The organism is Pseudomonas phytophila (assembly GCF_025643095.1).
Lineage (GTDB): Bacteria > Pseudomonadota > Gammaproteobacteria > Pseudomonadales > Pseudomonadaceae > Aquipseudomonas > Aquipseudomonas quasicaspiana.
The window spans coordinates 439,578-453,750 of sequence record NZ_CP081201.1 but is presented as its reverse complement, the minus strand read 5'-3'; the positions used below and the strand labels follow the sequence as shown (position 1 = coordinate 453,750).

General features: G+C 56.2%; 15 protein-coding genes and 1 tRNA gene. 10 read left to right on the top strand and 6 right to left on the bottom strand.

Features of this window, described 5'->3' with window-relative positions:
- Positions 1 to 11: 11 nt before the first annotated feature.
- Positions 12 to 1,673, bottom strand: coding sequence for an OFA family MFS transporter (locus tag K3169_RS02070; protein ID WP_027901316.1), 1,662 nt, complete (start codon positions 1,671 to 1,673; stop codon positions 12 to 14).
- Between the two features lie 255 nt (positions 1,674 to 1,928).
- Here K3169_RS02070 and K3169_RS02065 point away from each other — a divergent pair, with 255 nt between their 5' ends.
- From K3169_RS02065 to K3169_RS02020, 10 genes are all read left to right on the top strand, one after another.
- Positions 1,929 to 2,327 carry a PanM family protein gene (locus K3169_RS02065; protein WP_263269777.1) on the top strand — a complete coding sequence of 133 codons (399 nt, stop codon included), beginning with the start codon at positions 1,929 to 1,931 and terminating at the stop codon, positions 2,325 to 2,327.
- Between the two features lie 108 nt (positions 2,328 to 2,435).
- Positions 2,436 to 4,655: an AsmA family protein gene (locus K3169_RS02060; RefSeq protein WP_263269775.1), complete on the top strand. Its 2,220-nt coding sequence runs from the start codon at positions 2,436 to 2,438 to the stop codon at positions 4,653 to 4,655.
- Between the two features lie 144 nt (positions 4,656 to 4,799).
- Positions 4,800 to 5,867: an A/G-specific adenine glycosylase gene (gene mutY / locus K3169_RS02055; RefSeq protein WP_263269773.1), complete on the top strand. Its 1,068-nt coding sequence runs from the start codon at positions 4,800 to 4,802 to the stop codon at positions 5,865 to 5,867.
- Entirely contained in the window at positions 5,864 to 6,136 is a 273-nt protein-coding gene (locus tag K3169_RS02050) for an oxidative damage protection protein (RefSeq protein WP_027901312.1), read from the top strand. The genes mutY and K3169_RS02050 overlap by 4 nt, the downstream gene beginning before the upstream one ends.
- Before the next feature lie 101 nt (positions 6,137 to 6,237).
- Positions 6,238 to 6,313: transfer RNA gene (locus tag K3169_RS02045), tRNA-Phe, on the top strand.
- 202 nt (positions 6,314 to 6,515) lie between these two features.
- Positions 6,516 to 7,067: a hypothetical protein gene (locus K3169_RS02040; RefSeq protein ID WP_263269770.1), complete on the top strand. Its 552-nt coding sequence runs from the start codon at positions 6,516 to 6,518 to the stop codon at positions 7,065 to 7,067.
- A complete protein-coding gene (locus K3169_RS02035) occupies positions 7,057 to 7,815 on the top strand; it encodes a DUF1828 domain-containing protein (RefSeq protein ID WP_231677333.1) in 759 nt (252 codons plus the stop codon). The genes K3169_RS02040 and K3169_RS02035 overlap by 11 nt, the downstream gene beginning before the upstream one ends.
- A gap of 257 nt (positions 7,816 to 8,072) precedes the next feature.
- The gene (locus tag K3169_RS02030) at positions 8,073 to 8,555 is read left to right on the top strand and encodes a hypothetical protein (RefSeq protein ID WP_263269769.1); all 483 of its coding nucleotides are present in this window, start codon (positions 8,073 to 8,075) and stop codon (positions 8,553 to 8,555) included.
- A 219-nt stretch (positions 8,556 to 8,774) separates the two neighbouring features.
- Complete coding sequence (locus tag K3169_RS02025) at positions 8,775 to 10,307, top strand: amidase (protein ID WP_263269768.1); 1,533 nt, start codon at positions 8,775 to 8,777, stop codon at positions 10,305 to 10,307.
- A gap of 586 nt (positions 10,308 to 10,893) precedes the next feature.
- A complete protein-coding gene (locus K3169_RS02020; protein ID WP_263269767.1) occupies positions 10,894 to 11,271 on the top strand; it encodes a hypothetical protein in 378 nt (125 codons plus the stop codon).
- A 49-nt stretch (positions 11,272 to 11,320) separates the two neighbouring features.
- On the opposite strand, the gene K3169_RS02015 is transcribed toward K3169_RS02020, so the two are convergent.
- From K3169_RS02015 to K3169_RS01995, 5 genes are all read right to left on the bottom strand, one after another.
- A complete protein-coding gene (locus K3169_RS02015) occupies positions 11,321 to 11,848 on the bottom strand; it encodes a hypothetical protein (protein ID WP_099267889.1) in 528 nt (175 codons plus the stop codon).
- A 227-nt stretch (positions 11,849 to 12,075) separates the two neighbouring features.
- Positions 12,076 to 13,140: a class II fructose-bisphosphate aldolase gene (fba, locus tag K3169_RS02010; RefSeq protein ID WP_027901305.1), complete on the bottom strand. Its 1,065-nt coding sequence runs from the start codon at positions 13,138 to 13,140 to the stop codon at positions 12,076 to 12,078.
- A gap of 116 nt (positions 13,141 to 13,256) precedes the next feature.
- Positions 13,257 to 13,583 (bottom strand): MliC family protein, encoded by a 327-nt coding sequence (locus K3169_RS02005; RefSeq protein WP_263269766.1) that lies wholly within the window; start codon positions 13,581 to 13,583, stop codon positions 13,257 to 13,259.
- Positions 13,584 to 13,636: 53 nt separating this feature from the next.
- Positions 13,637 to 13,834 carry a hypothetical protein gene (locus K3169_RS02000; protein WP_099267888.1) on the bottom strand — a complete coding sequence of 66 codons (198 nt, stop codon included), beginning with the start codon at positions 13,832 to 13,834 and terminating at the stop codon, positions 13,637 to 13,639.
- A 90-nt stretch (positions 13,835 to 13,924) separates the two neighbouring features.
- Positions 13,925 to 14,149 (bottom strand): hypothetical protein, encoded by a 225-nt coding sequence (locus K3169_RS01995; protein ID WP_027901302.1) that lies wholly within the window; start codon positions 14,147 to 14,149, stop codon positions 13,925 to 13,927.
- Between the last annotated feature and the right edge of the window lie 24 nt (positions 14,150 to 14,173).

Genomic DNA, 14,173 nt, shown 5'->3' with positions numbered 1-14,173 from the left:
CTTAAGCCAGCTTAGTGGAACAACACCGCAGTCTTCTGCAGAGTGATCCAGACGCCCCACGCCAGCGGGATGCCTACAGCCAGCCAGGCGGCGATAGCCAGTGGCTTGCTGCCCGGATCGGCTTTCCACTCAAGAACGGTGGTGTGATCCGCACCTTTGTCCATGCCGTAGGATTGCTCGACAGCCAGTTCCTCATCAGTCATGAAGTACTTGTCAGCCACCGGACGAACCAGCAGGTTGCAGATGAAGCCCAGCACCAGCAGGCCAGCCAGAATGTACAAGGTCATATCGTAAGCATCGGCACGGGCAACGCCGTGGCTCAGCTGATATTCACGCAGGTAGTTGACCAGAACCGGACCGAGGATGCCCGCCGCAGCCCAGGCAGTCAGCAGACGACCGTGGATCGCGCCAACCATTTGCGTACCGAACAGGTCAGCCAGGTAAGCCGGAACCGTCGCGAAACCACCGCCGTACATCGACAGGATCACGCAGAAGGCCGCTACGAACAGCGCGACGCTGCCCATGTGGCTCAGGCTTGGTACCAGCGCGTAGAGCAGGAAGCCCAGAGCGAAGAACACGAAGTAAGTGTTTTTACGACCCAGGTAGTCCGAGAACGAAGCCCAGAAGAAGCGACCACCGATGTTGAACAGACTCAACAGACCGGTGAAGCCCGCAGCGATGGCAGCGATCTGGCCCAACTGAACAGCATCAAGCTGGTTGAACGCCAGGTCGAGGCCCAGCAGTTTACCGGCGAACACTTCCTGCAGCAGCGGCGAAGCCATGCCGAGAATACCGATACCTGCCGAAACGTTGAGGCACAGCACCAGCCATACCAGACGGAATTGCGGCGTTTTCCAGGCCACACTTACGTGTACATGACGGTTGGTGATCATCGCGTTGCTGGCTTTCTTGACCGGTGCGGTCCAGCCTTCTGGTTTCCAGCCGGTTGGCGGAACACGGTAGGACAATGCGCCACCGATCATGAAGATGAAGTAGATCACCGCCATCACCACGAAGCTCTGCCAAACGCCCACGCCTTCAGGCGAAGCGAAATGGTTCATCAACGCTGCGGCCAGTGGAGCACCTACCATCGCGCCGCCACCGAAGCCCATGATCGCCATGCCGGTAGCCATACCGCGCTTGTCCGGGAACCACTTGATCAGGGTCGAAACCGGCGAGATATAGCCCAGCCCGAGACCGATACCGCCGATCACCCCGGAGCCGACCCACATCAGCCATATCTGGTGGGTATAAATCCCTAACGCAGATATCAGCAGACCACCACACCAGCACAATGCCGATACAACACCGGCCTTACGCGGGCCTGCGTGTTCCAGCCAGCCACCCCAGATGGCAGCCGAACAGCCCAGGAAGATGAAGAACAGGGTGTAGATCCAGCCCAGCATGGAGATGGGCCAGTCGCAGGCAGACGAGAAAATCTGTGCGAAGAAGCTCATGTCAGGTGCACAGGCTACTGGAGCCTTGATGCCAACTGCCTTGGACAACGGCAGCCAGAACACGGAGAAGCCATACGCCATGCCGATGCACAGGTGGATAGCCAATGCCGCAGGTGGTACGAGCCAGCGGTTGAAACCCGGCTTGGCGATGATGCGCTCTTTGGACAAGAACGCAGGCTGTGCGGGTGAACCGCCCAACGCAGTGCTTGTACTCATTGTTATATCCCCAGAAAAGATGCTCACAAGGTGTCGACGTTCCACCCACAGCCTCCGTGCACGCAGGCAACGACCGTTTTATCGGCAGAGTTCCCGAATACGTGACAAATAGACGCACCGGATTAACGAACGGCGCGAGATTATCACCTGTCAATTAAAAAAAGGCGTTTTGACATCACTTTTTTTGACGCCAGCGCTTTGCCTCTTGTATTTAGGGCACAATCGCCGGTGCCGCCCGTCGCCAGAGGACATTTCATGCCTATCGTCGTTGAGTTTCTCCAGTCGGCCACCTATCAGGATCAAGCGGATTTGCAGAAGATTTACCGGGACGCACCCTCCTGGTTGTTCACGCCTTTTGCTGACGCGGTGCAACTGATCGAAAGCTGTCTTGAGGAAAATGCGCTCGTCGTTGCTCGCTTCAATGACCGACTGGTGGCTGCCGCCCGGCTGAAACGTCACGAGATGACGTGGGAGCTGTCGCACTTATGCGTACGTAGCCCGACGCGCCGGAGAGGTTTCGCCGAACAATTGATCAGCGAGGCGCAAAAGTCGGCCCGACAGTCCGGCTGCGAGCTACGCTTGCTGGCAACCGCCGAACCTCCCGAAGTCCAGGCTCTGGCGGCCAAACTTCAGATGTCGCTCGTGCTCTATTAGCCGAAAAAGCTGAACAGGGTAGCGCTTGAGGCATCCAAAGCCCTGCACCTGCGTCAGGAGGTTATACTCGCGGGCAAATTTTAAACGTTCGAATACAAGGACTCGCCCATGAAAGCGTTCGGCAAAATCCTGGGACTTTTTGTTCTCGGGCTGTTGCTGATCATCGTGGCTCTCGGCTTTGCCCTGACCCATCTGTTTGATCCCAACGACTATAAAGACGAGATTCGCCAACTGGCCCGTGACAAGGCGCACGTTGAACTGACACTCAACGGTGATATCGGCTGGAGCCTGTTCCCTTGGCTCGGCCTTGAGTTGCACGAAGCCAGCGTCGCGACCTTGAACAACCCGACCAAGCCTTTTGCCGATTTGCAGATGCTGGGCCTGTCCGTTCGTGTACTGCCGCTGTTGCGTCGCGAGGTGCAGATGAGCGACGTCCGCGTTGAAGGCTTGAATCTGAGCCTGAGCCGCGACGAAAACGGCCATGGCAACTGGGAAGACATTGGCAAACCGGCCACCCCTGACGTAGCCACCAGCACGCCTCCGTCCGATGGCGAACAAGCTCCGGCAGTCAAACCGGACAAGCCTTCCCAGCCGATCAAACTTGATATCGACAGCCTCACCGTGAACAACGCCCGGGTGGATTACGTCGATGCGAGCAAAGGTCAGTCGTTCACTGCCGAAAGCATCCAGCTCAGCACCGGCGCGGTGCATGAAGGCGCTGACATTCCGATCAAACTGACCGCATTCCTTGGCACCACTCAACCCGTGATGCGCGCCAAGACCGAACTGGTTGGTCAACTGCGTCTGGATCGCGCCCTCAAGCGCTACCAGTTTGGCGACATGCGTTTGTCCGGCGAAGCATCGGGCGAGCCATTGCAGGGCAAGACGGTAACTTTCGCTGCACAAGGCCAGCTCTTGGTTGATCTGGCGGCAAACGTCGCTGAATGGACCAACATGAAGTTGTCCGCCAACCAGCTGCGCGCTCTCGGCGAGTTCCGCGCCCGCGACCTGGACAAAACACCGCAAGTCAGCGGCGCAGTGTCCGTTGCACCGTTTGACCTGCGGACGTTCCTCGACAGCGTTGGCCATCCACTCCCGGCCATGGCAGAAGGCAGCCTGAGCCAGGTGGGCATGATCACCCGCATCAGCGGCACGCCGAACAGCGTGGCACTTGAAGAGCTGAACCTGAAAGTTGACGACAGCACCTTCACCGGTCGCGTTGCGTTGGAAGACTTCGCCAAACAGGCGCTGCGCCTGCAACTCAAAGCGGACACGTTCAACGCCGATCGCTATCGCCCGGCTGAAAGCGAAGAGAAAAAAGGCGCAAGCGCGGCACGCAAGTCTGAAGTACAGAACAGCGAAGCCGCTGCCGTGGCTGGCGCAGGCACGACGCCGTTGCCGGATCAGCCGACAAAAGCCGCATGGAGCACCGCCAAACTGCTGCCCCTGGAGCGCATGCGCAAGCTTGATGTGGACGCCGACATCAGCTTCGGCGCCCTGACGATCGAGAAGCTGCAAATCCAGAATGCCATATTGAAAACCCAGGCCCTGAATGGCGAGGTCAAGGTCGACAGCCTGCGCGGAGATCTCTACGGCGGCAACTTCGAGGTCAAGGGCAATCTTGATGTGCGCCCGGACCTGCCGCTGCTGAGCCTGCAGACGCGAGTCGACAAGGTTCCGGTCGAGCGCTTCCTGCAAAGTCAGGATCAAAATCCGCCCGTCAGAGGCTTGCTGACCCTCAACAGTAATCTGACTGGCAAAGGCAACAGCGAAAAAGCCCTGATCGACAGCCTGAACGGTACGGCCAGTTTCATGCTCACCAACGGCGTGCTGGTTAACGCCAACCTTGAGCAACAGCTTTGCCAGGGCATCTCGATACTCAACCGCAAAACACTCAGCGGTGAGCCACGCGGCAAGGACACCCCTTTCAAGCAGCTCAACGGCAATCTGGTGTTCCGCAACGGCGTGGCCAACAACCCCGACCTCAAGGTCCAGATTCCGGGCCTGACCGTCAACGGCAATGGCGATGTGGACCTGCGCGTGCTGGGCATGCACTACCGCGTCGGCATCATCATCGAAGGCGACAAAACCGAAATGCCCGACCCGGCCTGCGAAGTGAACCCTCGCTACGTCGGAATCGAGTGGCCCGTGCAGTGTCGCGGCCCGCTGGAACTGGGCGCCAAGGCTTGCCGTCTCGACAAGGAAGGCCTGGGCCAGATCGCCGCGAAAATGGCGGGTGACAAGATCGGCGAGAAGATCGAAGAAAAACTCGGCGACAAAGTCAGCCCGGAATTGAAAGACGCCCTGCGCGGACTTTTCAAACGTTAAACACAACATCTGTAGGAGCGCGCTTGCCCGCGATTCAACCTGTCAGGCGACAATATCGTCGCCTGACCTGACGCATTCGCGGGCAAGCGCGCTCCTACCCCGAACAGGCGAAGACCTGGATTACTCATCAAAACCGGATCAGCAATGCAACCCGAGCAATTTTCCAGCGCTGTGCTTGATTGGTACGACCGCCATGGGCGACATAACCTGCCCTGGCAGCAAGGCATCACGCCGTATCGGGTCTGGGTGTCGGAAATCATGCTGCAGCAAACCCAGGTCAGCACCGTACTGAATTACTTCGACCGCTTCATGGATGCCCTGCCCACCGTGCAGGCATTGGCCGAAGCGCCCGAAGACGAAGTGCTGCATCTGTGGACCGGCCTCGGCTACTACACCCGGGCGCGCAACCTGCAGAAAACCGCAAAGATCGTGGTCGCGGATCACGACGGCGAATTCCCGCGTGACGTGGAAAAACTGATCCTGCTGCCCGGCATCGGCCTGTCCACCGCCGGGGCCATTGCCAGCCTGAGCATGGGCCTGCGCGCGCCGATCCTCGACGGCAACGTCAAACGCGTTCTGGCGCGTTTTACGGCGCAGGAGGGTTATCCGGGGGAGCCGAAGGTCGCAAAACAACTGTGGGCCACCGCAGAGCGCTTCACGCCACACGCCAGGGTGAACAACTACACCCAGGCAATGATGGATCTCGGTGCCACGTTATGTACTCGCAGTAAACCGAGCTGCCTGCTATGCCCGCTGGAATCCGGTTGCGAAGCGCATCTGCTCGGTCTGGAAACTCGCTACCCCATCCCCAAACCGCGCAAGGAAGTCCCGCAAAAGCGCACGCTCATGCCAATGCTTGCCAACCGCGACGGCGCGATTCTGCTTTATCGCCGTCCTTCTACCGGTCTCTGGGGCGGCCTGTGGAGCTTGCCGGAGCTGGATGACTTCGATGACCTGCAGCATCTGGCAGTGCAACACTCGCTGGAACTGGGCCAACATCAGGAACTCCCGGGGCTGGTCCATACTTTCAGCCACTTCCAACTGAGCATCGAACCGTGGCTTGTCAGGGTCGAGGAGTCAGCTCATCACGTGGCCGAGGCCGACTGGCTCTGGTATAACCTCGCCACCCCGCCGCGCCTGGGCCTTGCTGCCCCGGTGAAGAAGCTGCTGAAACGCGCAGCCGACGTATTGAACGCAGGAGAGTCGTCATGACCCGCACCGTAATGTGCCGCAAGTACAAAGAAGAACTGCCAGGCCTGGAACGCGCCCCATACCCTGGCGCCAAAGGTGAAGACATCTTCAACCACGTTTCACAAAAAGCCTGGGCCGACTGGCAGAAACACCAGACCCTGCTGATCAACGAAAAGCGTCTGAACATGATGAATGCCGAAGATCGCAAATTCCTCCAGACCCAGATGGACAAGTTCCTGTCCGGCGAAGAATACGCGCAGGCCGAAGGCTACGTTCCCCCCGAGAAATAAAGCGTTTCAAGCAGTGCGGGTCGTAAGCGACGGTAATAATTCAGATTTTTTTAAAAACATGCTTGACGACCCCCTGAAAAACACGTCTAATGCGCCCCGTTGCCCAGATAGCTCAGTCGGTAGAGCAGGGGATTGAAAATCCCCGTGTCGGCGGTTCGATTCCGTCTCTGGGCACCACTAATTGATTTCAGGTGGTGCAAGCATCACCTGAAAAATAAAGAAACCCGCCTAGTGCGGGTTTTTTTATGGCTGCGGTTTGCTGCCTGTAAATCGTAAAGCCTCACTCCTGCTCCCCCCCTGCGTCTTCCCCTCAAGCCCTCCTCCCTATCGGGAAAAGCCACACGCCAGAAACGGAATGGACTGACAGCAAAATCCGGTCGTGCTCCGTATTCTGCTGGCCAGATTCATCGTCGCGCAATTCACCAAGCGAGGATCAAGCTGCAACCAACTATCGATATCGGTCCAGAGCATCAAAGAAATGGATGACATTGAGCTAATCAGGCTGCGCAAATCCTATGCAGGCGAGCTTTCATTTGAGGGGAAGGAGACCAACCTTGCCTTCAAGGTAATAGCGTTCCGCCCGGTCGATGAAGAAGGGTTGAGCATTCCGGGCCTGACCGTTGAAATCCACTTGCGAGTGGGCCTGACTGCGGACCGGTGCAAATATACGTTCACACTGTTCCGGCTGAGCAGACAGAAAAAGCGGCGCATCTACCAATTGGAAGTCGTGCCAAAAGCAAAGCGATCACACAATGGGCCGCCACGGCTCTTTGGCCCGCACGAGCACCTTGGAGAATCCAGAATCCTGCCTGTACAAAGCGATATGGACTGCACAAACTACGTCGGATGGCTGGAGTTTTTTTGCACTAGAGTGAATCTCGCATTGGACGCGGCGATGCCCTTCCCATTTGGTGACGATAATGGAATGTAACTGGCTGATGAATAATCTGGGTTTTGAATGCAGGTCTGTTCAGGGACGGCATCACGGATCGGTGCTCGAGGTCGACACGTCATTCTCATTCTCAGATGGTGAGCCGGTTGCCTTCTACGTAATTGAGCACGGTAATGCGCTGGTACTTAGTGACAACGGCGACACCCTTGCGCACCTGACGGGGGTTGGCCTTGCTGTCGGCGACAAGCGTCGCTGGGCATCAATTCGTAACCGACTCGAGCTTTTCGAGATGGGTATCAGTGACGACGGAGAGATCAAGGCGTCCGGCCCCAAGGATGATGCACCCAGGCTTATAGCTCGCTACCTTGAGGGCATTCTTTCTGTCATTAGCTATGAGAGGGAGTCGCTCTGCGCACCGGTTGACACCAATACCTTCATTGACGAAGTAGCGATGCTGTTACGCCAATGGAAACCGAACGCGAGGCTAACGCTAAATCCCAAGGTTCGAGGCATGTCCCAACGCGAACATCACTTTGATTTCCAACTCGACAACTTACTGGTCGATGCCATCAACCCGAACGCTAACGCCACAGGCGGCGTGATGCGCAAAGCCGGCGATGTCATCAGCAGCCCATACTCCGGCGGTCAGGATCTATTGGTCATAATTGACGACCGGATTGACAGGGCGCTAGCCACTACGGAATGTGGAATCGTTTCGTCGCTAGTGAAAGCTGTTTTGTTTACTGACCTTGAGAAAAGAGGCCCCTCCTCAGAGGCGCAGCACTAAAGACCGGACTAGCAAGCTCCCGCTCAATAAACGCGGCTGACGCACCTCGCGACGAGGTAACGCGCCTTCAACCGGATAGCTTTCAGTCGATACCCCCGACGAGCTGTGGCCGCTCTTTAGGGGAATGAACGTCAGCGCCGCCAGCAACGAGCCTCTCTGCGTGCGGACGCTGTAAAAAAACACAGACCTTGGTGATTCACACAGTTCTGCGCTTCAATAGCGGCCTGTCATCACTCGCCGCAACAGGACTCATGCTCATGGCTTCGCCAGATAAACAGCAAAAACGCGCCCAACGGGCGAAAGCCAAGGCCAAGCAGAACCGCTCGCAAAAGCCGGGCAAAAAAGTGGTGCACCCGATTTTTGCATCACCGCTGGTCGACCAGCCTTTCGATGACGTCGAAATTGATCTGAGCACGTTCGACTTTAAAGACATCGTGGAAAACGGCTTTGATCCGGCTGACTTCGACGACCTGTTCCAGACCATGAAGCAAGCGCAGTCCATCAGCCAATTGGCGATGTGCGCCGTGTTCCTGCAATACCCGGTCCTTGCGCTGGTCATTGCCGAGGAAGACGAAGAGCAAGCCACTGACTTCATGATGGGCCTGCTGATCACCTACCGCGAAATGTTCCACGATGAAGACGAAGATGCCGCCATCGAATGGATCAGCAGCCCTGCCTTCCAGGCTGATTACAACGATGCGTCGCGGTTGTTGATGGTGCGAGACCAGAAGGCTTCGTGATCCGAACCCAGAGCCATGGTTGTGTAGGAGCTGCCGAAGGCTGCGATCGCGGTGTGCCAGAAGAAATACTTTCGCAGCCTTCGGCAGCTCCTACAGCAGTCTCGCACAGCAAAACCTCCCATGCCGAAACAGCAATAAAACATTCGAAAACTTGAAATTGTGGCAAGCCTCGGTCTGCTCTAGATTCGAGGCAACAATCACTGTTGCCAGGTATTCCGAATGCGCCGTCCCGATGAGCTTGTGGAAAAAACCGCCGTTGAGTTGCGCCGCCTGATCGGCAGCAAACAGATTTCCCCTGTGGAATTGATGGACGCGTGCATCGAGCGCATCGAGCGGGTCAATCCCTACGTCAATGCCGTGACCGCCACCTGCTTCGATCAAGCCCGTGAGCAGGCGCGCGAAGCCGAGCAAGCGGTGTTGTCGGGGCAACCTCTTGGCTTGCTGCATGGCTTGCCGATTGGCATCAAGGATCTGGAAGCCACAGCGGGTCTGCTGACCACCTACGGCTCGCCACTTTACCGCAATAACATTCCGGCCAAAGACAACACACTCGTAGCCAGACTGCGAGCCGCCGGGGCGATTGTCACCGGCAAGACCAACGTGCCGGAAATGGGCGCAGGTGCCAACACCCGTAATGACGTCTGGGGCGCTACAGGCAACCCGTTCAACCCTGAAGTCAATGCCGGAGGCTCATCCGGTGGCTCGGCTGCTGCACTGGCCACCGACATGCTGCCATTGTGCAGTGGTTCGGACACGGGCGGCTCATTGCGCATCCCCGCAGCAAAATGCGGCGTAGTGGGCCTGCGCCCCTCTCCAGGCCTGGTACCCAGCGAAAGACGCCTGCTGGGCTGGACACCCATCTCGGTCGTCGGACCCATGGGGCGCACAGTGGCTGACACGCTGCTGCAACTGCAAGCTACGGCCGGTTTCCACGTAAGCGAACCGCTGAGCTACGAGGTCGACAAAAACCTCTTCAGCGCGCTGCCAGACGTTGACCTTGGCACCTTGCGTGTCGGCTACACCGAAGACTTCGGTTGCTGCGACGTGGATGACAATATTCGTCAGGTGTTCCGCCGCAAAATCGACGCCTTGCGACTCTTGTTTCGCAGTTGCGATGAAGTGCAGATGGAGCTTGGTGAAACGGATCGTTGCTTCGATGTTTTAAGGGCTGAAAGCTTTGTCGCAGGCACTCGCGACGCATATCTGCGAGATCCGAACTCCCTGGGCGAAAACCCGCGCGCCAACTACGAAATGGGCATGCGCATGACCCTGGAAGACTGCGCTTGGGCCGCCACGGAACAGACCCGGATCTATCGCCGCTTCCAGGCACTTTTCGAGGACTACGACCTGATACTGTCGCCCACCACGCCTGTGTCGCCCTTCCCTTGGCAAGACCTTTACCTGAAGAGCATCAATGGCAAAGAGCTGGCGAATTATTACCGCTGGCTGGCCCTGACCTATGTCGTCACGCTGGCGACCAACCCCGCCCTGTCGCTGCCCTGTGGCGTTGACCACAAAGGCATGCCATTCGGCCTGCAAGTAGTGGGCGCATTCCGCGCTGACGCCTATCTGCTGGCGTGTGGCGAACAGATAGAGCGGGCGACCGAGAGCAACCCGGAGCTGCAGCGCCCCAAGCCGGACATCGACAAGTTGGTGCAGAGCCAAATTGACCTGAAATCCATCGTCACGGCGCCGCCGCTGGCTTCGGGTGAGGCAGGGACAGTGAGTACAACCGAGGCGTCATCGGTTTAAACATTGAACCTGTAGCTGCCGAAGGCTGCGATGGCGTTGTATCAGGAGAAATGCTTCGCAGCCTTCGGCAGCTCCTACAAAAAATACATTTCAACCCATTGATTTGCATTTCGCTGAATGAGCTTGCTCGCGGTAGCGTCAATTCAGGCGATAAATTCGTGAGTGAAGAAACCAAATCACGAGCGCCAGCACAATTCCGGTGGGAGCGAATTCATTCGCGAAGGGGCTGGGACATCCGCAGCCTCTGTGCCGCCTGAAATATAGCTTTCCCGAATAAATTCGGTCCTACCAGTCTTTCGCTGTATCAAACAAATAAATCACGTCTCAATGTCAGCCTGCAAAGGCCACTTTCGCGTGCGCACCATCCTTTCGGATAAACTTTCAGTTTAAGGGTTGATTTTCTAATCAGAAAAAGATTACGTGCAGTCACACCTCAAAAACGGAAAAGAATAAATACATGTAAGAAACATCCTACAAATAACGCCTCACATCAAAGAACCTTCCTACCTGCGGAATAAATTTCCCGCGTGGATTCGTTCGAATTCAATAACACAACTTCAACCGACTTATATTAAGCGAGAACATTATGAAAAAGACATTACTAGCATCCTTGGTCACCCTGGCACTGGCGTCACAAGCTGAAGCCGCTTGCCTGACTATCAGCAATCCTTACTCGGGTGTTATCCCTGCAAATAAAACCGTGGTTTCCTATGGACCGGTCACAATCGCTAATGGACCTACCTGTCGTTCGGTGTTGATCGTATCCAAGGTTCGATCCGAAAATGGAGGTTTCGCACCGTTAATGCGTATTGAGAAACTGGAGAATGGACAGTGGCGACCCATCGCTGAATCTTCCGGTGGATATATCTCGCAGGTAACGACCGAGGGCACCTTCAGGGTTAAACATCAGAACCATCATGAAACCCCTTGGGCCTACAACGGTAGCATAGCCATAACACGATAACTGCCTGTCAATGCGCCGGCGCTCAGGCAAAGGCGCATTGATCTGCAGATCATGCTTGCTCATTTATTGAGGGGAGTTTATGTGCAGTTTTCACGAAATAGGAGAGTGCGGCGACTATATGATTCGCATTGGCAATGCCACTCAAAATTCGACCATACGCCTTGTCGCCCTTCAGCCCTTCTGTGGCAGCAAAGTCAATTTGCCCTTGGAGTTTCTCGTAGACCAAAGGGATTGCATTGAACTTGACATCCAGGTTACGAGATCTTCCGTCAAATCCTGAATCCTCATTCCCTTCAGCCAGAAAAAAATAAGCGCTTACATCGTTAAAGCCCAACTTATTGAGGCCCGCACACAAACTACTCAGCTCTCGTGTACTGATTGAAGTCATGTCCAGCCCCTCGAGAAGCGACTTTAGACCGTCGAGATCCACAATCCCGACATTCTTCATGATTTCTCGCGCCGCCTCGTCATCATTTACCGTGTATTCGTTTTCTACCATCTCTGGTTGTTTTATTTTGAATACATATTCCATTGGCACATAGGTGATTGAACCCGCACCGCTGATATTAATAGCCATCTTCATTTCCTTTTTGAGACAGATCAATATCTATATCGGCAAAAGAATGAAGCAGGCGCAGTTATGTATCAGCCAATCTAAATGCCGGACTGGCCAAAGATGTAACTTAAGTTTCCTGGCAGCGTTAAAACACTCACACTCCCATCGACAAGGAAACGACCTCCTAAACGCCCCCACAAAAAAGCCCGCATTGCTGCGGGCTTTTTCATTGCTCAATCAACCATCACTCAGTTGATCTTGGCATCCAGTTCGCCGCGAGCATAGCGCTCGAACATCGCGTCCAGAGACACTGGCTTGATCTTCGATGCGTTGCCAGCAGTACCGAACGCTTCGTAGCGAGCGATACACACGTCACGCATGGCCGTTACAGTCTTGGCCAGGTACTTACGTGGGTCGAACTCGCCCGGGTTCTTGGCCATAAACTCACGGATAGCACCGGTGGAGGCCAGACGCAGGTCGGTGTCGATGTTGACCTTGCGCACGCCGTGCTTGATGCCTTCAACGATCTCTTCGACTGGTACGCCGTAGGTTTCTTTGATCTCGCCGCCGTACTGGTTGATGATTTTCAACCACTCTTGCGGGACCGAAGACGAACCGTGCATCACAAGGTGAGTGTTCGGGATGCGCTTGTGGATTTCCTTGATGCGATCAATCGCCAGGATGTCACCGGTAGGCGGCTTGGTGAACTTGTAAGCACCGTGGCTGGTGCCGATGGCGATAGCCAGTGCATCAACCTGGGTTTTCTTGACGAAGTCAGCGGCTTCTTCCGGATCGGTCAGCATCTGGCTGTGATCGAGCATGCCTTCAGCGCCAACGCCGTCTTCTTCGCCAGCCATACCGGTTTCCAGCGAGCCCAGAACACCCAGTTCACCTTCAACCGAAACGCCACAGGCGTGAGCAAAAGCAACCACGCGACGGGTCACTTCAACGTTATACTCGTAGGTGGTCGGCGTTTTGCCGTCCACGCCCAGCGAGCCGTCCATCATCACCGAGCTGAAGCCCAGCTGAATCGAACGCTGGCAGATATCAGGGCTGGTGCCGTGATCCTGGTGCATGACCACCGGGATATGCGGGAACTCTTCAACCGCGGCCAGAATCAGGTGACGCAGGAACGGCGCGCCAGCGTATTTACGGGCGCCGGCCGAGGCCTGAACGATCACCGGGGAATCGGTCTTGTCGGCCGCTTCCATAATGGCGCGCATTTGTTCCAGGTTGTTCACGTTGAAAGCTGGGACGCCATAACCGAATTCGGCTGCGTGGTCCAACATCTGGCGCATGCTGATAAGTGCCATTGTCTGTCTCTCTCCCGGTAGGGTCGTTATCGTGCAAACCTGCCGTAGCGGCGGCTGCTATTAAAGTTCTACGCATGAGCCCGCAGGCTATGCGGTGAATCATCGGTGCAGCTTTTTCAACGCTTCTTGCAACCGCGCCCGATCAAATCGTTTGTAGCGTCCCAGTACACCAGGCCTTCGTCGCCCTTGTTCTGGAAAGCCAGCACACCATTACTGTACAGCGATGGCGAACCAGGCTCGGCAGTCAGCCGGAAGACCTGATCGCTTTCATTCAAACGTACATCGACTTCGGCCTTGGCCTTGGCCTTGTCAACGTAACGCCAATGGACCTGAGCCTTGCTGTCGCAAACCCAACTTGTCCAGGTATTACCCGTTTCCGGAGCCTTCATGCTGGCGCAACCACCAAGCACTGCAAATGTCGCAAGGGCAATCAAGCCTTTCATTACTTCTCCTGGCCCGCCCCGGGAAGCGGGGCTCATGCCAGTCGCTTCAACCTTCAGGGGCAGTTCTGTTCCTGATTCCGATCATCGGCCGGTTCACCCGTAGCCAGCGCTTCAACCCGTTGAGAACTCTGGGTCGTCGGCACGTTTACGGACGCCGGGCTGAATACTTCACAAGCCTTGGCACGCGGGCCAGAATTGCTGCATCCGGCAAACATCACACAACTCAACAGGGCAACGGCGGCGATCTTCATGGCGAAATTCCTTGTTCAAAAAGAGTTATCCACCCTTAAGTGACCACCGCTGGCCCAAGATGTTGCCAAACTCATCCCTGCGATCAACGCTTAACGACAGGCCACTGGCCCGAGATTAGGCATGAACTCGTACTTATCCAGCACCGCTTCACCGCCGCGCTTATAGATCACCGGCACGGTTTCGGCCTGCCAGTTCGCCTGATAGCAGCTCAATTGAACCAGCGCAGGCTCGCGCACAACCTCGTCGGCCTCCGGCTTGCTGGCGCAGCCAGCGAGCAGTGCAGCAATCATGAGCAGTGGTAACGGCCTGAGCATTTCATTTCCCTTTTGCAAAGCCTG